At 68.3% G+C, this 17789-nt stretch carries 17 protein-coding genes and 2 pseudogenes; 9 read left to right on the plus strand and 10 right to left on the minus strand.

The features are described 5' to 3' along the window. Positions 1-271 (minus strand): hypothetical protein (locus MPTA5024_RS41930; protein ID WP_198167000.1); only part of this gene is annotated, 271 nt, incomplete at its 3' end. A gap of 166 nt (positions 272-437) precedes the next feature. On the opposite strand from MPTA5024_RS41930, the pseudogene MPTA5024_RS07450 reads away from it, so the two are divergent. Together MPTA5024_RS07450 and MPTA5024_RS44185 are read left to right on the plus strand one after the other, a co-directional pair. Further along, positions 438-734, plus strand: a pseudogene (locus MPTA5024_RS07450) (transposase); the annotation flags it as partial. Between the two features lie 5 nt (positions 735-739). Continuing rightward, the gene (locus MPTA5024_RS44185; RefSeq protein ID WP_269750552.1) at positions 740-874 is read left to right on the plus strand and encodes a hypothetical protein; all 135 of its coding nucleotides are present in this window, start codon (positions 740-742) and stop codon (positions 872-874) included. A gap of 9 nt (positions 875-883) precedes the next feature. Here MPTA5024_RS44185 and MPTA5024_RS07455 read toward each other — a convergent pair whose 3' ends face one another. Next, complete coding sequence (locus tag MPTA5024_RS07455; protein ID WP_051457815.1) at positions 884-1945, minus strand: GRAS family protein; 1062 nt, start codon at positions 1943-1945, stop codon at positions 884-886. Positions 1946-2154: 209 nt separating this feature from the next. Here MPTA5024_RS07455 and MPTA5024_RS43280 point away from each other — a divergent pair. After that, positions 2155-2259: pseudogene (locus tag MPTA5024_RS43280) on the plus strand (IS5/IS1182 family transposase); the annotation flags it as partial. A gap of 333 nt (positions 2260-2592) precedes the next feature. Here MPTA5024_RS43280 and MPTA5024_RS41935 read toward each other — a convergent pair. After that, on the minus strand, positions 2593-2781 hold the full coding sequence (locus MPTA5024_RS41935; protein WP_198167131.1) for a hypothetical protein: 189 nt from the start codon (positions 2779-2781) through the stop codon (positions 2593-2595). Positions 2782-2805: 24 nt separating this feature from the next. Here MPTA5024_RS41935 and MPTA5024_RS07460 point away from each other — a divergent pair, with 24 nt between their 5' ends. Next, the gene (locus MPTA5024_RS07460) at positions 2806-2982 is read left to right on the plus strand and encodes a VOC family protein (protein WP_198167096.1); all 177 of its coding nucleotides are present in this window, start codon (positions 2806-2808) and stop codon (positions 2980-2982) included. A 391-nt stretch (positions 2983-3373) separates the two neighbouring features. Next, the gene (locus MPTA5024_RS40685) at positions 3374-3520 is read left to right on the plus strand and encodes a hypothetical protein (RefSeq protein ID WP_157099324.1); all 147 of its coding nucleotides are present in this window, start codon (positions 3374-3376) and stop codon (positions 3518-3520) included. A gap of 44 nt (positions 3521-3564) precedes the next feature. Here the strand turns inward: MPTA5024_RS40685 and MPTA5024_RS07465 are convergent, their stop codons facing one another. The 4 genes from MPTA5024_RS07465 to MPTA5024_RS07480 all read right to left on the minus strand — a co-directional run bounded on the left by MPTA5024_RS07465 (position 3565) and on the right by MPTA5024_RS07480 (position 7510). After that, positions 3565-3831: a hypothetical protein gene (locus MPTA5024_RS07465; RefSeq protein WP_198167002.1), complete on the minus strand. Its 267-nt coding sequence runs from the start codon at positions 3829-3831 to the stop codon at positions 3565-3567. A 74-nt stretch (positions 3832-3905) separates the two neighbouring features. Then, positions 3906-6233 (minus strand): AAA family ATPase, encoded by a 2328-nt coding sequence (locus MPTA5024_RS07470; protein ID WP_036321030.1) that lies wholly within the window; start codon positions 6231-6233, stop codon positions 3906-3908. A gap of 360 nt (positions 6234-6593) precedes the next feature. Then, positions 6594-7040: a PASTA domain-containing protein gene (locus MPTA5024_RS07475; RefSeq protein ID WP_084369483.1), complete on the minus strand. Its 447-nt coding sequence runs from the start codon at positions 7038-7040 to the stop codon at positions 6594-6596. Positions 7041-7057: 17 nt separating this feature from the next. Beyond that, on the minus strand, positions 7058-7510 hold the full coding sequence (locus MPTA5024_RS07480; RefSeq protein ID WP_036321034.1) for an NYN domain-containing protein: 453 nt from the start codon (positions 7508-7510) through the stop codon (positions 7058-7060). 110 nt (positions 7511-7620) lie between these two features. Between MPTA5024_RS07480 and MPTA5024_RS07485 the strand changes: the two genes are divergently transcribed. The 4 genes from MPTA5024_RS07485 to MPTA5024_RS07500 are packed head-to-tail and all read left to right on the plus strand — an operon-like array spanning position 7621 to position 12231. Further along, on the plus strand, positions 7621-8388 hold the full coding sequence (locus tag MPTA5024_RS07485; RefSeq protein WP_036321036.1) for a hypothetical protein: 768 nt from the start codon (positions 7621-7623) through the stop codon (positions 8386-8388). Continuing rightward, positions 8385-9488, plus strand: a complete 1104-nt coding sequence (locus MPTA5024_RS07490) for a hypothetical protein (protein WP_036321038.1) — start codon at positions 8385-8387, stop codon at positions 9486-9488. Before MPTA5024_RS07485 ends, MPTA5024_RS07490 begins: the two co-directional genes overlap by 4 nt. Before the next feature lie 5 nt (positions 9489-9493). Further along, complete coding sequence (locus MPTA5024_RS07495; RefSeq protein WP_232326429.1) at positions 9494-10939, plus strand: hypothetical protein; 1446 nt, start codon at positions 9494-9496, stop codon at positions 10937-10939. Between the two features lie 35 nt (positions 10940-10974). Further along, positions 10975-12231 carry an AAA family ATPase gene (locus MPTA5024_RS07500; protein ID WP_232326277.1) on the plus strand — a complete coding sequence of 419 codons (1257 nt, stop codon included), beginning with the start codon at positions 10975-10977 and terminating at the stop codon, positions 12229-12231. A 1026-nt stretch (positions 12232-13257) separates the two neighbouring features. On the opposite strand, the gene MPTA5024_RS07505 is transcribed toward MPTA5024_RS07500, so the two are convergent. From MPTA5024_RS07505 to MPTA5024_RS07515, 3 genes are all read right to left on the minus strand, one after another. Then, complete coding sequence (locus tag MPTA5024_RS07505; protein ID WP_036323531.1) at positions 13258-13791, minus strand: hypothetical protein; 534 nt, start codon at positions 13789-13791, stop codon at positions 13258-13260. Between the two features lie 27 nt (positions 13792-13818). Beyond that, entirely contained in the window at positions 13819-16083 is a 2265-nt protein-coding gene (locus MPTA5024_RS07510) for a GmrSD restriction endonuclease domain-containing protein (protein WP_036321044.1), read from the minus strand. Between the two features lie 101 nt (positions 16084-16184). Further along, positions 16185-17720 (minus strand): serine/threonine-protein kinase, encoded by a 1536-nt coding sequence (locus MPTA5024_RS07515; protein WP_036321047.1) that lies wholly within the window; start codon positions 17718-17720, stop codon positions 16185-16187. Positions 17721-17789 lie beyond the last annotated feature (69 nt).

Consider the following 17789-nt stretch of genomic DNA (forward strand, 5'->3'; position numbering starts at 1 on the left):
CCGTGATGTCGGAGCGGGATATCCCCGAGCGTGTGAACCGGTAGACGCCCTTGGTGGTGATGATTTCCGTAACACCGACCCAGGTGTACCTGCTCCGCGTTCTCGTCGATACGTGCACGCCGCTCCGGTTCGCGAACTGCTGCTCGACAGCACTCTTGACGGAAGCGAGCGAGTGGCCGGCCCGGACGACCGGCGTGACCGATGGCACGGTTTCGACCTGTGGTAGTGAGGCGACCAGCGCCAGCGCCAGCGCCGTCTTCAATGCGATCACTACTCGATCGTCCATTGTGGTTGTCTCGGCGCGGTCACCATCATGTTGAGAAGAATGCAACGGCAGGCAACGTCCCCAGGTCGCACGCCCAATCCAAGATGAGTGGGCTTGATCCGGTTTGACGGACAGGTGAGATCAGGGGTTCGTCTCCGGAAGGGTGTCCAAGATGGAGAGCAAGGGGAAGAAGAAGAGTCCTCGCCGCCCGTTCACGCTGGAATTCAAGGCTGAAATCGTCGAGCTGTGCCAGCGCGGTGATCGCTCGATCGGCCAGGTGGCCACGAACTTCGATCTCACTGAGAACGCGGTGCGGGACTGGGTCCGCCAGGCCGAGGTCGACGCCGGAGCCCGTAAGGGGCTGACCAGCAGCGAACGGGAGGAGTTGGCCGCGTTGCGGCGGGAGAACCACCGGCTACGCGAGGACGTCGACATCCTCAAGCGGGCCACGGCCTTCTTCGCGAAGGAGACCCGGTGAGCGGGGCACCGTTCATCGAGGCGGAGAAGCAGGGCGGTCACAACGTCAAACGAGCGTGTGAACTGCTGGAAGTCTCCCGCGCCGAAGGCGAACAATGCGGACGCCGACGCGTCGCCCGGCTGATGCGCTGATCAACATCGCTACGCCGGCGCCGGCATTGCCTGGATGACGGCCACAAGCGATTCTCTGTCGAATCCGATGCGCACGCTGTCGCGATCCTGCCGGACGAAGGCGGGATGGGCTGTGTCCGGCAGCGCGCTCGCGGGGGCAGGCGTCGGGCGGAACCCTGCGTGGCGCAACCGGTCCAACCATCGCGCCGTTGGCTCGTGCCGTTCGTAGCGCTCCTCGTCGTCGGCGGTGCCGACGATGTCGGCCACCTCACGCCGGAAGAACAGCTTCATGGCGTTACGGTCGGCGGCCGAGACGTCCAGCGCGTCGATCAGCCGGAAGACGTGGTGAAAATGCTGCCAGGAGTTGCGGAACCGCTCGGGCAGAGGCACCCGGTGATGATCGGAGTCCGGCTCGCACAGCACTACGGCCTCCGGCTCCGCGTCTCGCAGCCTGGCGAAGAACGTGCTCCTTTCGTCGGCGCCGGACAAGGAGTCACGCAGGTGGTGCAGCGCGAACGCGGCGTTCATGACCAGCGGGCGAGGCGCTTCGCGCACCAGGTCCCAGTCATCGTCGGTCATGTGCTCCGCGAAGCGGGCGACGCCGTGGAAGTCCAGCGTGACGCCGGTTTCGCGGAGAGATCGTTCGGCTTGGTGGAGGCTTTCCACCGCGGGGTCCACCCCAATGACGGTCAGCCTTCCGGGCGCCATTCCGCGTTTCGCGAGCGCGGTCAGGAGCGTCGCCTCCTGGACGCCCGAACCGATGCCGATCGACAGCAGGGTGGCCGTGCGCCTCCCGGCGAGATGCTGGGCGAGGAGGGCGCCGCCGATACGACCGGCCAGATTCACCATCGGCAGGTGTTCGGCCACCAGATCGAACAATTCGATCTGCGGCCGTTCGAACCGGCGCAGGTAGAGGTTGTCGCGCCCGTCCTGATCGGTTCCGAGCCGACGGGCCAACGCGTCGTGGTAAAGCAAGTAGAGGAAGTCGTCGCCCGCGTTCTCCGGGTCGATCAGTCCGCGTAACTTGTCCAGCCAGCGCCGGGCGGTGTCGGCTCGGCCCGCATGCGTCTCTTCCACGGCCTGGCACAACATTTCGAATGCATGGGCATTCACGTCGATCCCCTATTCCTTTCATGAGGGCCGTCCGGCGGCGATTTCCTCCCGGAAAGAACGACACCGAATTCGGACGAGGATCCCTACGCAGAAAAGCTGATTTCTTTTCGCACGGCCATACTGAGACAGCGCCCTTGGGATCGACTTGTATGGCGCTTAAGAATCGGTGGTCGGCATCATCCCCCGTAGTCGCCCGCCGCGGGATCGAGTCCAGCCGACGCCTCGGGCGCCACCGCTGCGTCGTGGAGCGGACCGTCTCCTGGCCGGCCGGCTACCGCCCCCTACTTTTGCGGTGAGCGAGGACGCTACCCGTCGCCGCTATGTGCTGGACGTGCGCGGCCTGTTGCCGTCACTGGAGATCAAAAACGCCCCGACCGTGAGCGGCTCGGGACGTTTGGGCTGTTCGAGGGTGGTGGTCAGGGGCAGGGTCGAACCGCCGACCTTCGCTTTCAGGCGGACCAATCACCCTGCCCGGGTAGCGGAGAGCGTGGTCAGAGGGTGGTGGACGGTGGCCGAAGTGGGCCCGTGTATGGGGACGCTGCTGTCAGGACTGCTGTCACCTCAGCCATAGCTGGAAGATCCGAGAGATCGCCACCGTACGGATGATGTCGCCAGCGACGAGGAACTCAGGGCCGGAGCAGGATGGCGCGCCCCATTCCTCTGCGATATTGCCGGTAGGCATCCTCCGTCAGGTGGCGGGACAGGAACGAGCGCACGAACAAGACGGTCGCCACCAACGCGCCGATAGCGATCACCGCCACGCCGGCGATGTCGATCGCCCGCCCAACGGTCTCGATGACGGCCACGAGGTCCACGTTCGGGCTCCCGTAGTTCCGGCGATCTACGCCGACCGCGTCGGGTTCTTCCTACAAGTGGATCAGTTCGACACCGCGTACGAGCGTATGGTCGCCGCCGGAGTCGAGTTCGTGACCTCGCCCCGTACCGAGCCCTATGGGCGCGTCGCCGTGTTCCTGGACATCGCGGGCAACCGATGGGACCTGCTTGATCCAGCGTGACGCCCAGTTCAGCTCAAGGGGCGGGGGTGCGGCCCAGCCGGTCGGGCCTCGCCGGCGTAGATCGCTATGACCTGGTTGCGTGATCGCCTCGCCGCCCACCACGCGGCGGTCGGCACCGCCACCGTTGGGGCCGGGCGGTCGCTCCCCCATTTGTCAATACACCGGGGGTTCGAGCAGCGCACCCGCTCGGAGTCCTGTACGGACGGCCTGGGCCCCACGACCAACTGGTGAGCCGCGTTCATTTCGTCGCCGACCATCAGCGTCAAGGCGCAGGGGCTGCATGACACCCGTCACCGCACCGACTCAGGCTTTACCGTCCCCTGCTCGCCGTAACCGAGACCCGCACTCTGGCGGTCCTCGGTCAGGTCGAGGTCGACGGCAAGAGCACCAGGTGATCGTGTTCGCGCCACCGCTCCAGCCTCTGGATCCGAGCGGGGCGGCAACTGACGCGCTGCACCAGCGCGGACACGTCGCCGTCATGGTCGAAGGCGACGACGCGCACTACATCCTCACTGTGAAGCGCAACAAGCCGTCCTGAACAAGCAGCTCACGACGCTGCCCTACCCTGCCGCTCCGTGACCGTCACGAAGCATTGAGGAGATTGAGCACCATCTCGACCTCCTCACGCCAGCGCCCCAGCTCGCTGGGCGTGGGCGACAGCTCGTAGGCGTGATAGTGGCACGCCTGGCTCAGCCCCGACCACAGGGTGGCGCACTGCCGGGCCAACCCGGGACCGGCGTACGCCTCGAGGCAGAGCATCCGTTCCAGCATGGTGCATGTGTTGAGCTCGGGCCGTACGCGCTGGAAGTACTCCCGCAGACCCTGCTCCAGCGACAACCGCAAGAGCAATGCCGCAGGCCTTGGCCACACGCCTACCGTCCGGCTCAGCAGCTGATCGGCCGAACTCAGCAGCGCCTCCGCGTTCATGACGACCTCACCAGCTTGGCCAGCCGCGCCGTCTGGCCCACCAGCTCGTCGACATCGCCGATCGGGACCGCCTGGTGCGCGGCCTTGTTGCACAACACCACCAGATCCCCCGCCCAGTGGCCGTAGCGCAGGTTCAGCTCCCCCAGCACCTGACTCCACTTTGAGGCGTCCCCGTACAACGCGAGGGCGGCCAGCTCGGTCAGCTTGTGCGCGTCGCCGATCTGCCGCTCCACCAGCCCGTGATCCTGTCCGGCGGTCAGCAGCCGATGCCACGCCACCTCGAGGAACGCCGCCTCCAGCGCGGTACGGCACAGCCCGGGCAGCACCTGCCGGACCACATCGTCAGGCACCCTGCCCGACTTGGCCAGCGCCCGCGCGTCCCGCAGCGCCCGCGCCACAGGATCGTCGGACTCCTTCAGCTCCACCACGGACCGTTCCCTACGGACGACCTCGATGATGGTCGCCGGCAGTCGGAGATACTTCAGCGCCTGCGGCAGCCGCGTGTCATGGGTGAACACGACGACCTGCCGCGTCTCGCCGATCATCGCCAGCACTCGGGCCAGCCCATCGACCTTTGCCGGGTCCATGGACTGCACCGGATCGTCGATCACTAGAAAGCTGAACGGACTCTGCCGCGACGCCGCCCGCGGCAGGAACAACGCCAACGCCAAGGCTTGCAGCTCCCCCTGGCTCATCACGCCCAATGCGGGCGCCTCGATGTCGTCGACCGACACGTCCATCACCACCCGCCGCTGGGTGGCCGAACCGGCAAGCTGAATCGGGCCGAGTGTGACGTTGCTCTGCTGTCGCAGCAACTCCCAGATCATCTGGGAGGACTCACCCAGAGGCGCCATCCGCTCCGCCCGCAGCTCATCGTGGACGTCACGAAGCCACTTCCGCGCCGCCTTCACCTGTTTCAGCTCGGGTCTGGCAGCCTCCGCCCGCCGAGCTGTCACCAGCCACGCCGCGAGCGCCGCCGCGGTCTCCTTCCATCGCCCATCCAGATCGGCCAGGCGCTTGACCGCCTGCTCTTGCGCGTCCCGGCAGGCTGCCGCCAGTGCCGTGGCTGCCCGGGGCGCCTCCTGCGCCAGCACGACCGGATCGGCGAGCGTGCGGCAGGCCGTCCACGCCGCCCCCACCTCGGGCGGCACCCCTGCGGGCGGATTCTCGACCAGCTCCTGTACGGCTTGGGTCGCAACCCGCAACTCCCGACGCGCGTCATCGGCGGCGACGGCCTCCCCGCGGAGCCTGGCGACCTCGTCCCGAGCCTGACCGGCCCATATGTCATCCAGCTGCGCACCCCCACAAACAGGGCAAGCCTGGCCGCAGAAATGCGTCAACGCCCGCTCCAGCAGCTCGGCCCGCTGCCGCGCGTCCTCTGCCGACGTCCCGCGTACCTGCTCGGCCGCGGCAAGAGCCGCGCGCAGCCGCACCACCCGCTCCTCGACCGCGGCCACGTCCGGCCCAGACAGTTCCGCCTGGCGCCGCAGCCGGACCATCTCGGCGTCGTCGGCCGTGTGGTCACCCGCGACCAGCTCAGCCAGCCGGTCGAGGTCCGGCTTCCTGCTCTGCAGTACGGCTTCCGCCGCCTGAGCCCGAGGGTCACCGGTGTCCGCCAGTCCGGGCAGTTCGGCCTCGGCCTGCTTGATCACCTTTTCCAGGCCCGAAGCCCGGTCGCGCAAGTACTTGTCGGCGGTAGCCAGCAGTTCCAGGCCGAGGATCGTCGCGACCGCGTCGTACATCTCGCTCGGCCTGCCGCTGATCATCTGACCGAGCTCGGAGTAGGACAGGAACGGCCGGTACAGCGCCAGGTCCGGCCCCCATCCCAGCTCCGCCAGCGGCACCGGATCGCCGCCCGGGCGCTCCACCTCGGCGCGGGACTCGCCCACGTCGTCGCCGGTCCACTCACGTATCACGGTGCTCGGCTCGGTGTCGCCTTCTATGAGCAGCTCCACCGCCACCTGCGGGGTCGCGGACTCGTGCAGATTACGCCAGCTCCGCCGCCAGATGTCCGACCTCGAGCTCCAGCGGGCGTTGTCTCCGGTGAGCGCGATCTCCACGGCCTCGGCGAAGCTGGACTTGCCGCTGCCGTTCCGGCCCACCACCAGGGTCAGCCCTGGCCGGGGCACGAGCGGGAGCCGCGCGGTACGACCGATGCCACGGAAGCCGCTGACCGTCACCGACCGCAGATACGCCCGTCGGATTGGACGCCCCAGGCCCGTCTCGTCCTCGCCCAGCGCCTCCAGCAAGATCCGCTGCACGGCGGGGTCGAGCATGGAGCCGGCCAGCCGGGCCGCCACCAGGTCACGCAGGGTCTCGGACACGAAACCCCTCGAAGTTGGCTCTAGGGGATATCAAGGGGGCCGCTCTCGGTGTTACCGGACCCCGGCCTGCGCAGTCGTTTCCATTCGTCTGGGACCTCGATGTCTTCGTCATTCGCGGCGTCGACGGGCTCCCAAGGCCTTCAATCGCAAGACCATGGCGGCCTCGGATGGTTCAGAGGGTGATCGGCCCCAGACGGATTGCGAACTCCAGCGGCTCCCGAACGATGGAAGGCACCGGGCGCTCTCGCTCCAGATGAACCCGGCGACCGGGCCTCGAAGGGAGCGACGCGCTTCATTCGCCGGCCGGAACGACCATCCCGGGTTTCAACCGTGGTGGGCCGTACGGAGTCGCCCTACCGGCTACTGCTTGGTACAGGTCAGCACGATCATGCTGCCGACTTTGATCCTTCTGCCCGGCCGGTGCGACTGCTTGGTCACCGTCCAGTTCTCCGGCAGCAGCACGATCGTGTCGTTGGGGTCCTGCGAACCTAGCTTGATGTTCGTGAACTCGTCCCAGCCCTGGTCGACCAGCCACTGCTTGGCGACGGCCGCGTTCTGCCCCTTGAAGTCGGGGAGCTTGACGTACTTGGGCTTGGCCTTCTCCGGCTTGTGCAGCCGGGTGTCCTCGGGCTGGGCACGAACCGTCCCGGTGCCGGCCGAGGAGGGCTTTGCCGTGTTCGAAGAAGCAGCGCTGCCCACGGCGACGCCGCCGAGGCAGCCCGCGCCCAGGGCGAGAACCGCGATGAGAGCGACCGCCGCGCCGGAGAAGCCGCGGCGCACAGGCGGCATGGGGGGCTGGTGATTCATGAAAGTCCTTGAGGGATTCAAGCAGCCAAGGCCGCGTTCAGATAGGTGATGTCGCCGGTCGCCGCGTACAGGCGCCAGCTGAGCCCGCGGGGACGGGTCACCACGGTGACGTGCACTCCGGCGGCGGCGAGCCAGGAGGCCAGATGGGCGAAGTAGCCGTCCCCCGAGCCGATGACGACCCGCTCGAAGCGCAGGTCCACCCGGTCGGCGACGGCCATCTCGGCCAGCACGCTGTCGGCGCCATCCGGGCCGGAGCGGGTGAGGAACCGGGCCCCGCTGATCACGCGGCCCACCTCGACCAGCGAGCGCGGGTTGACCCCGACAACGAACTGGTCCATCGGGCCGACCGGCACGTGCTGCCGGTATTCGATCATCGTCCGCACGACCTCCGCCATCGTCGGCAGGGGTGACGCGGTCAGGTTCTCGATGTCCAGTAAGTGAATGGCCCGTCCTCGCCGCAGAGACCGCATCGGTCACTCTCCTCACTCGAGTACATGCCACCGGACAATAATGGTGGAACTTAGTGGAAGCAAGTGGAATTACTTGGCGAACCGTGGGACGCCTGTTAAGCTGCGGGATCGTGCACGACCCGTTGGACGCACTGGAAGAACGGATCGCCGAACTCCGCACTCAGATGCGTGAGGCGAAGGCGGCCGGCGACCAGGCGCGGCTCAAACTGCTCCGCGCTCAGTTGGCCGAGACCGAACGCGCCTGGAACGCGGCGCTGGAGCAGGCGCCCGCGCCTCCGCCCAGCCCGCCGCTTCTCCCGCTGCGCGAGCAGGTCCACCAAGCCCTGACCCTGCTGGGCGTGCCCACCCCCGGCAAGCTGATCGTGAACGTCAACGAGGCCCTCTTCGCCGGTCACCTCAGCAGTTCCCAGCTGACCAGCCTCCGCCGGGACGAGGAACGGTCCTTCCGCACCACGCCCTACTCGCGGCCCTATTACCTGTGCGCCGCGCTGACCGCCGACCTGCTCGCCCCGGCACGCGGCCTGCTGGCCGTCAGCACCTGGCCGCTGGACGCGCGGATCGTCGGCCCGCTCAGCTCCCGCACCGACTTCCTCACCTCGGCTGTCCGTATCGCCGAGCACATCGCCCGCCTCGAGAGGCCCGGCGGAAGCGCTCACCGCCTGCTCACCCGGATGGCGCAGAACATCCCCGGCGCGGTCGACGGTTTCGACCAGGCTGTCCCAGCACGTGTCATCGCCGCCGCCGAAGCCGAACTCGCTGTCCACCGGGAAGCCGACCAGGCTCAGCGAGCCGCGGCCGCCGTACGAGCCTCCAAGCAGCTCGACGCGGTCAGTCAGTTCTTCGGTGCGGGTCTGAAGTCGGCCGCGAGGACCGCGTGAGCAGACTGGACACCCTGCGCGGCCCGGTCCCGCCCCGCGACCACAACGCCCGCACGATCGCCGCACTGGCCGCCAACCCCGGCTGCAATCGCCGAGCCGTCATGGACGCGGCCGGCATCGACAAGGACCAGACAGCCCGTCACTTGGGCTACCCCGTTACCGTCGGCCAGTCCGTCTTCGCGATCACCCGTGCCCGCGCCTTCGAAGAGCAGGTCAAGGCCAACGGCTGCGCCCAACTGCTGACGCTGCTGCGCGACAAACTGGAACTTTCGCTGCCTGAAGTCGCCTATGACGATGTCGAGAACGTCGGCGGCGACCGGAACCTCCGCCACTCTCGCACCAAGACCCTTCTCCGGCAGGCGGCGGAAGCCCGGGGCGGCGGCACCCTGTTCGATCACCCAATGCTGAGGCTGAACATCGCAGGAAAATCGGTCTATCTGGAACCGGCTCTCATCGCCTTCCAGCTCAAGGGCCGCTTTCATGTGGTGGAGATCAAATCCTTCGCGGTGATCGACGGCCAGGCGGACGCCGGTCAGGTCGCCGCCGCGGCCCGCCAGTCGGCGGTCTACGTCCACGCGCTGCGCGAGCTCTTCGCCGATCTCGGCCTGGACCCTGGGCTGATCTCCCACGACGTGATCCTGGTCTGCCCGGAGAACTTCGCCAACGCGCCGACCGCCACCCTGGTGGACGTAAGGCAGCAGCTCACGGTGCTCAAGCGGCAGCTTTCCCGGCTCACCCGGATCGATACGATCACGAACGAGCTGCCCATGGGGCTCACCTTCGACCTGATGCCCGACGAGGACGGTGCTCCCACCCGCTCCCGCGACGAGTTATTGAAAGCCGTCTCCGAGGTGGAAGCCCGGTACGCACCCGAATGCCTCGCCAGCTGTGAGATGGCCTTCTTCTGCCGTGACGAAGCACGCTCCTGCGGCTCCACGGACGCTCTCGGCCGTACGGTGCGTGACCAACTCGGCGGCCTGGAATCGGTCGCGACCGTACTCGGCCTGGCCGACGGCACCCTGCTCGCCGGCCAGGACCAGGCCGAGATCGCCTCCCAGCTCAGGCTGGTCCGTCAGTTCAGGCTGGAGGCCACCGCGTGAGCATCATGACCGCCTATGCCCGGGCGGAAGCCGTACAGGCCGGGCGAGCCCAGCCGATCGCCTCCGTGCGGCACGCGCACCTGTCCACACGGCCGCTGGTGTTCGTCCCGCTCAAACTGGCCGGCGAAGCCGCCGCACCGCTCGGGGCGATGGCCGGCACCCACCGCGACGACCCCCACCTCCTGGTCGTGCCGCAGCCGCGCAACCGCGACCTGCGCTTCGCGTTCGTCACCGAACTCGCCGAAATCATGCTCCCGTACATCGAGAGCTTCCAGCAGGCCAGCGAGACGGTCGGGACTAAGGAACCATACGAACGCTTCCTGGACGCACCGCAGATTCTGGTCCCCAACCCGGGTGGGATCGGCTTCACTCGTCTGCTGGGCCGCTCCACCAGATTCCGCCAGACCGACGGCCCCTACCCCGTGGACCCATCTGTTCCAGTCCTGGGGCGCTGGCTGACCTTCCTCGCGGAGCGGACCGAGTTCGCCGGGGCGTCCACGCTGCTGGCCATGACCGAGATGCTGGCGCTGCACTGGGCCACCGGGCAGAGCGGTACCGAGGACGGCAACCTGGCCGCGCTCCTCGCCTGGATCGCTCCGCCCGAGGGCATGACCTCGCCGAAGGCCGCGTCCCGGGCCGAGAACCCGCTGCTCACGCCACCGGCCGGACCGGCCACCGACCCTGGCTTCGACGCCGTAGTGCTGGAGCCCGCCATCCAGGCCTACGACACCACCGGCTCCCCCGCACAGGTGCGCAGCGCGATCAAGTCCCAGCTCGAGCCCACTTGGCAGCTCATGTGGCAGGCCGTCGACGTCCTGCGTGCCCTGCCCGAAGGCGCCAGCGTCGCCGACCGCTGGGCCAGGGACCGCGACGAGTTCACCCGGTACACCGCTCACCTGACCGGCGGTGGCCCGCCGCAGGCCCGCCTCGACAGCGCGGTCGCCGCCGCGATGCGCCTGGAACGGCTCGAAGACGCACAGGCCCGCTACGACGCGCAGAGGGCTTTCGACGACCCGCTGGTGCTTGCCGAGCATCGGCTGACCGGCACGACCTTCGCCGGACAGGTGATCGCCGCCGACCCCACCCGCATCGTCGCAGGCGGGCGTCGCATGCTCCGTCCGCTGATCACCGTCCATACCTCCGACCCGATACGGCTCGCGCCCGGTCAGGTGCTCCGCTCCCCCGCCCGGCCCGGGCAGAAGGCCGAGATCATCGAGCTTGACGCAGGGCGAATCACGCTGGAACTCAGCGGCGGAATGGGCAACTCACTCACTCCTCGGGCGGGCAGCGTGCCGGAGATCGGCGAGCGGCTCACCTACACCGACCTCGAAGTACCGAGCCCGCGCAGGCGCCCGCCCTTCCCCAGCCGAGAGAACACCCCGTGGACCCACGGCGGCCCGCCACCGGAGTACGTCCCCACCGACGAGGACGCCCAGGAGGCATGGTCATGACCCCCGGAGAGGCCGCCGAAGACGTCATCACCCGCGTGCTGGCCGACTACACCAGCGGTGAACAGCGGGCCGTCGTCGTCGACTCCCCACCCGGAGCAGGCAAATCCACCCTGGTGGTGCGGGCAGCCCGTCTCATCGCCGACACGGGCGAGCCGCTGATGATCGTCGCCCAGACCAACGAGCAGGTCAGCGATTTGGTGGACCGGCTCGCCACCGCCGATCCGGGGCTGGCGCTCGGCCGCCTGTCGGCCGCCGGGTTCGTCCCGCCTCCCCAGCTCACCCGGCACCCCAGCATCCGGATCGCTACCCGGCTGACCGACCTCGGCGAAGCCCAGGTCGTCGTATCCACCGCCGACAAGTGGGCCTACGAAACCGACCACGTCTGGCCGTGGGCCATCGTGGACGAGGCTTACCAGATGCGCTCGGACAAACTGCTGCGCATCGCCGCCCAATTCGAGCGGGCCCTCTTCGTCGGCGACCCCGGCCAGCTCGACCCCTTCTCCACCATCGACGGCGAACGCTGGGCCGGCCTGTCATGGGACCCGATGCAGAGCGCGGTCGCCGTCCTGCTACGGCTCAACCCCGGCATCGTGCCGCATCGGCTGCCGGTCTCCTGGCGCCTGCCCGCCTCCGCGGCGTCCCTGGTCTCCGAGGCGTTCTACCCCTTCACCGGGTTCCGCTCCGGTACGACGGAGGGCGAGCGGCGACTGGAGCTCACAACAGCCGGGTTTCCCGGGCCGCTGGACGCGACTCTGCAGGAGGCGGCGGCCACCGGATGGGCGTTACATGAGCTCCCCAGCCGCCACACGATACGCACCGACGCGGAGGCCGTAAAGGCATGTGCCGATCTGGCGACCCGGCTGTTGCAGCGGGGACCGGTCGCGCACGACGAGAAGGGCAGCCACCCCGTTGCCGCGGACCGAATCGCCATCGGCTGCGCCCACCGCGACCAGGCCGCCGCGATCCGGGGCGCGCTCCGCGTTCCCGGAGTCACCGTCGACAACGCCAACAAGCTGCAAGGACGGGAGTACGACATCACCATCGTCCTCCACCCGCTGTCCGGCCGCCGAGACGCGACCGAGTTCCATCTGGAGGCCGGGCGACTGTGCGTGCTCACCTCCCGGCACCGGCACGCCTGTATCGTCGTCGCCCGCGCCGGGATTGCGGAACTGCTTGACAAACATCCCTCGACCGGAGGAGTTCAACTCAACGTGCCGGTAAGGTTCCCCGACGGCTGGGAGGCCAACCAAGCCGTCCTCGCTCACCTTTCCGAACACCGAATCGTCGCGTGAGCTTAGTGCGCGATCCCAGCCTAGGACGGCGCGCGACGCCCCTGCGTCCGCTGCTACCGATCTGACCGGAAATGATCCAACTCAGCCAGGGCGCGGCAGCATACCCCGGCCAGTGACGACCGAGCAGCCCGCCCAGTCGCGACGGGAGTCCGGTAACAGCTCGGCGCGTGCGAGTGCTCTCGAGGTCCGACCGCATCGACCTTCTGGCAAGGATGATCAAGGAGGAGCACAATTGCCCCGTGCAGGCGTACATCCGGGGCGCCTGACGCGAGCTGGTAGTGCTTTCTGGCCCCGCGCTCGGACCTCGCAGAGGTCAACTTCTGGCGGCCCTCCAGCAGCCGGGAGTTCCGGCTGATCGACCACGGCGAGCCGATCTTCTTTGCACGCACATCCACACAATCGCGTGGTCGGCGGGGGCTTCTTCAGCGGGTTCGCGCCCCTTCGCGTCTCCGAGTCCTGGGAGTTCTTCAGCCAAGGGAACGGCGCCGCCGACCTGCTCGAACTGCGCCACCAGGTCGGCAGATACCACAGTCAGCCAATGTCCCTCGGCGAGGACCCGGTCATCGGCTGCGTCATCATCCGCGACGTCTTCTTCTATCCCGACGACCGCATCACCGGCCCCCGGCTTCGCCTCCAACATCGTCCAGGGCAAGAGTCACGACCTGGCCACCCATCCGGCCGCCGCCTACTTCCAGGATCTGTTGAGCCGGGCCGGGATCGGCGGAGACATCCGAGCCGTGGCACCGCGCCAAGCCCTGCTTCAGCGACCCCCGACTGGCACCCGCGAGTTCTACGGGCGGGCCGAGCAGGGGTTAATGTCCCGGATCGACCGCGGGATCGGCCGATGAGAGGCCCTCGAATGGCGCCTCGACGAGGTCTTCCTCCGCGGGTGAGGCCGCGGCCAACCGCGCCCCGTACCCGCACACCCTCCCTGAGGCCGACTGCGTCCCCCTCGGGTCTCGCACTCCCTGTAAAACCGCTTGAAATGATGCGCCGAGCTGCTTTTCGCGGAGGCCCGTCAACAGTTCAACAAGTACCTCGGGAAGCATGGGTTGCAGGCGGCCGATCCTGGGCGAGATAGCCCGGCAGGTTCACCGACAGACCTCCCGACAGCGATGCGAGCCGTTCCCACAGCAAGGCGGCATCCTTTGCCGAGAGTCGCAATAGTGCACGGCGCAGCATGATGCTCCACGCCGCCGGGTTGGGGAACGCGTCGAGCCGCGCCACGAGTGGCTGCAGCTCGACGCCACTCCCCCACGGCACCAGCTGGTCGACGCGCAGATTGCACCCGGTCGGGTACTCGCGCCCGGCGATGCGGACTGGCTCGTCGAGAGGCCGCACGTCCGACGTCACCACCGCGCGGCCGATGACCCGGCCGCGGTCGCGCGTCGGGTTTCGGTAGGCGCCGCGCGTCGTGTAGATCAGGAGCTCGTCGCCCGGCCGCACCTGGGCGATCTCGGACCGCGAGGTCGGCGGGAAGGCCATCCGCTGCTCACGCAGCACCCAGGCGATGGCCTGGCGGTCACCGAGGATCAGCAGGTATGACGAGGGCTCCTTCACGATCCACACGTTAACGCCACGGCCGGGTCAGGCGGACGCGCTGGCCCACCCGAACTGCGCGAGACGGTGCCGGGCGACCTCGATCTCGGCGGACGTGAACAGCTCCGTGAACTGAGGCCGCACGACCAGGGCCTCTACCGTGAGGTCCAGCCGGCCGCGTTCCCAGAGCGCCGCAAAGCCGTCCGACACCGCGGGTGAGTGCAGGAGCTTGCGGGCCGTGGCCAGGCTGCCGTGTTCGGCCAGCATGCTCAGGAAGTAGGAGGCGTGGTAGTTCGCCTCGCTGCGCGCCCTGTCGTAGATCGACCGCATCGCTGAGTCGAACTCGGCGAACGTCGGACCGGCGGGCGCGGTGAGTTCCTGCGGAGCCTGCTCGTCTCCCGCCGCCGTCTCGTTGCGGCGCGTCGCATAGCCGAGCAAGGCGTCAACCGAAGTGAAGACCTCATACCCCAGCTCCTCGAGCCTCGGCAGGTCCGCCACCTCGGGGTCCAGCTCCAGGACGACCGGCTTGCCCTGACCCGGCTGCAGCCCGTCCGGCCAGAACGCCTCTGCCATGGCGAGGGCCCGCCCGGTGGCCGGGTCGGCGATCTCGCTGTCCAGCGCCGGCTCGGCGTAACCCAGCCGTGCCAGCTCCTCGACCATCGCCTTAATCTGGGCGCCGCGTACGTCATCCTGCTCGTCCGCGAGGACGGCCACGGGGCGCAGCTCCTCGTCGGCCACAGGCGCGGCTCCGTCGCGCAGCCCCGCGAGGAAGGACTGAGCAGCCTGCGCCAGCAGCTCGCGCCGGGCCTCGAGGAAATCGAGATACCGGTCCACCCGCCACAGGTCCCGGTCCATGGGGATCCACTGCGAGGCGAGAACGCCGGGGTGCTTATCCTCGGCCTCGGGGAAGTATTCCTCCGGATCGCGCTTGCCGATGACCAGGTTCGTGTTCTGCGTCAGGAAGCAGAAGTTGGCGACGGCGTTGACGTGGACGCGGTCGTAGCCGGCCTTGTAGAGCAGCGCCTTGGGAAAGATGTGGTGGACCTGGAGCGAGGTCAGCTTGCCGAGCATCTCGGCGTGCAACTGCAACCCGCTGCCGAAGTCCCGGGCGCCGTGCACGCGAGTGAGCATATAGAGCAGGGGGTAGAACCGAGACCCGCGGGTCGAGCCCTCGAAGTCGTGCGGCCTGACGTCCAGGTTGCCACCGCGCCACCGTTCAAGGGACGCAATGAGACCGTCGATGCCGGAACGTTCCACCATGTCGTAGTCCTGCGCGAGCACGGTCTCGGTGGAGCCGGCGAAGCGGCCCCATAGCGCCGCATGCACATACCAGAACAGCACCTTGTCGCGGTGCGCGCCGTCGAGAAAACCTCCGCCCGGGGTGAGGTGGAGCAGGCGGGAGACGACGGGGATCGCGTACCGGCCCATGAGGACCTGGTCGTGGTCGAGGCCCAGCCGCCCGGACACCGCGCCGAGCAGGGTGTTCACGCAGCCGACCGACTTGGCGAGCGCCGTCTCGAACTCCTTGTCCGTCACCGAGTCGAGTGCGGTGAAGACGGCGCGCCCGGTGGCGACGGCGGTGATGTTGCGCAGCAGCCAGTCGAGCGAGAAGTCGAAGCCCTTCGCGTGCCACTGCTGGAGGTGGTCGCGCATGACCTGCCGGGCGGGCGACCACTGCGCACAGATCTTGGCGAGGGCAAGATCTCCCTTGGAGAGCGCGGTTCCCCCAGAGTTGACCCGGTTGAAGATATCGACCACGACGTCGACGTTCTTGTCCGGGCCCGTGATCTTCTCCTCGTGGAACTCCCGGTTCTCCAGGTTCTTCAGCCGGTTCAGGCGTGCGAGGTAGGTCGAGAACTTGTCCGGGTACTGGCCGAAGGCGTGGATGAAGGGCTCCAGCCCCTCGATGAACAGCCGGGTCACGTCCACCCAGCGCGGGTCGTCGCGCATCTTCGCCGGGCCGTAGAACTCGAACGTCTCGTCTTCGACGTTGAAGCGCAGGTTGCTGAACGCTGAGGAATCACCTTCGAAGAAGGCCGGGGGCTTGCCGCGCATGATCCCGTACAGCGAGGTGATCCGCTGCTGGCCGTCCAGCAGCAGAAGTCGCACGCCGCCATCGGTCGCGCCGCCGCGGACGGACGCCATCTCGGGCTCGGTCTCCCACAGCAGCAGACCGCCGACCGGATACCCCTTGTACAGCGAGCGCATGAGCCCGCGGACCTGGTCGCGGTTCCACACGTACCCTCGCTGAAACTCGGGGAGGAGCACGGTGCCGTGGTCGATCTGGTGGAGAAGCACAGAGAGTGTGGCCAACTGTCCGCCCCTTGGTGAAGCTTTGATGATCTCCGACGCTTCACTGTAGGCCGCACTTTTCGGAGTTTCAGGCGGTCAGGTAACGATCCAGGCCGTACCTGTCACCTCGCACCGGCCAGATCGTCGAGAAGCTCTCGGACCTTGCTGACGTTGGGGTGCCGCGGACCGTACCGGCGTTCCAGGTCGGGCAGCAGATCGCGCAGGGTCCTGCCCGCCTGCGTGCGGTCGCCGGCGCCGAGCTCCAGCAGCCCGATACGGCGGCGCAGCTCGAGGATCCGATCCTCGTCGACCCCGAACCGCTCCTCGTCCTCCAGCAACCGCCGAAGCTGGGTGAGCGCAAGCGCCGTGTCGCCCAGCGCGGCGTGGCAGTTGGCCTCCATCAGGCGGAACCGCAGGACGAGATGGTCGTCCTCACTCCTGCGCTCGGCCAGGTCAGCCGCCAGGCGCTGGAACTCGGGGGCGGCGCGTCGGTAGTCTCCGCCGAGAAACAGCACGTCGGCCAGCTCGATCCGCAGCTCAAGCGCCTTGTCATCCGCCGGCCCGAGGGAGCGCGCGGCCGCCTCGACGGCCCCCGCTAGTATCTCGGCAGCCTGCCGGAAGCGGGACTCGGCCTTGAGCGCGCCGGCGTCCTTCCGCACCCGCTCAATGTCGTCCCGGCGAAAACCCCGCGATGAGGGCCGCGATGGTTCGACCACGGGAGCCTTGGCGTTCGTCGCGGCCACCTGCCCGACGACGGCTGCATACATGCGCACGGGGTCCGCGCCGTCACCGTCCACGAAGCCCGGCAGCGCCGGCAGGTCACGGCAGAACGGCAGCAGCCGCTCGTAGACGAGGGCCGCGTCGGACGGCCGCTCCTCAGGCCTCTTGGCAAGCAGCCAGAGAATCAGCCGTTCGAGCCCCTCAGGGACGTCCGCCCGCAGCTCCCGCACCGGCCGCGGCGGCTTGTCCACATGATTGCGCATGGCGGCCAGCGGGGTCTCGGCGGCGAACTGGTTCTTCCCGGTGAGCAGCTCGTGCAGGACCACGCCGAGGGAGTAGAGGTCGGTCTGCGGGCTCGTGGTGCCGCTCATCGTCTGCTCTGGCGCCATGTACTCCGCCGTGCCCATGACCACACCGGTTGCGGTTAGTTTGGTCGCCGACAGGGAGAGCGCCGCGGCCACTCCAAAATCGAGCACCTTGACCGTCCCGTCAGGGCAGAGCATGAGATTGCCGGGCTTGAGGTCTCGGTGCACCAGCGAGTTGGCGTGGGCGACGGCCAGGACCGAGCACGTCTGGGCTGCGACCGCCGCGGCCCAGCCCACTGGCACCTCCTCGACCTCCCCGATCACGTCGGTCAGCGGGTTGCCCTTGATGAGCTGTAGGACCAGGTAGAGGTCGTCGCCGTCGGTGCCGCAGTCGTAGACCGCGGGCACGCCGGGGTGCTCCAACCGGGCCGTGATCCGGGACTCGCGGACGAAGCGCTTGGTCAGCTCGTCGTCGGGTCTGCCGTCCGCTAGGCGGTCCACCCGGATGAACTTGATCGCGATCGGCCGGTCCAGCCGCTTGTCGTAGCCGAACCAGACCTCCCCCATCCCGCCGATGCGGCGCGAGTTCGGGTCGAGTTCGTATCGGCCCCCGATGATCTTTCCCCTTGCCACGACATCCTCGCCTCCGCGGAAGAATCTTGCGCGCAACCTACCGGGCTCGAACCTCGTCCTGTCCAGTGC

It is taken from the genome of Microbispora sp. ATCC PTA-5024 (assembly GCF_000511135.2).
Taxonomy (GTDB): domain Bacteria; phylum Actinomycetota; class Actinomycetes; order Streptosporangiales; family Streptosporangiaceae; genus Microbispora; species Microbispora corallina.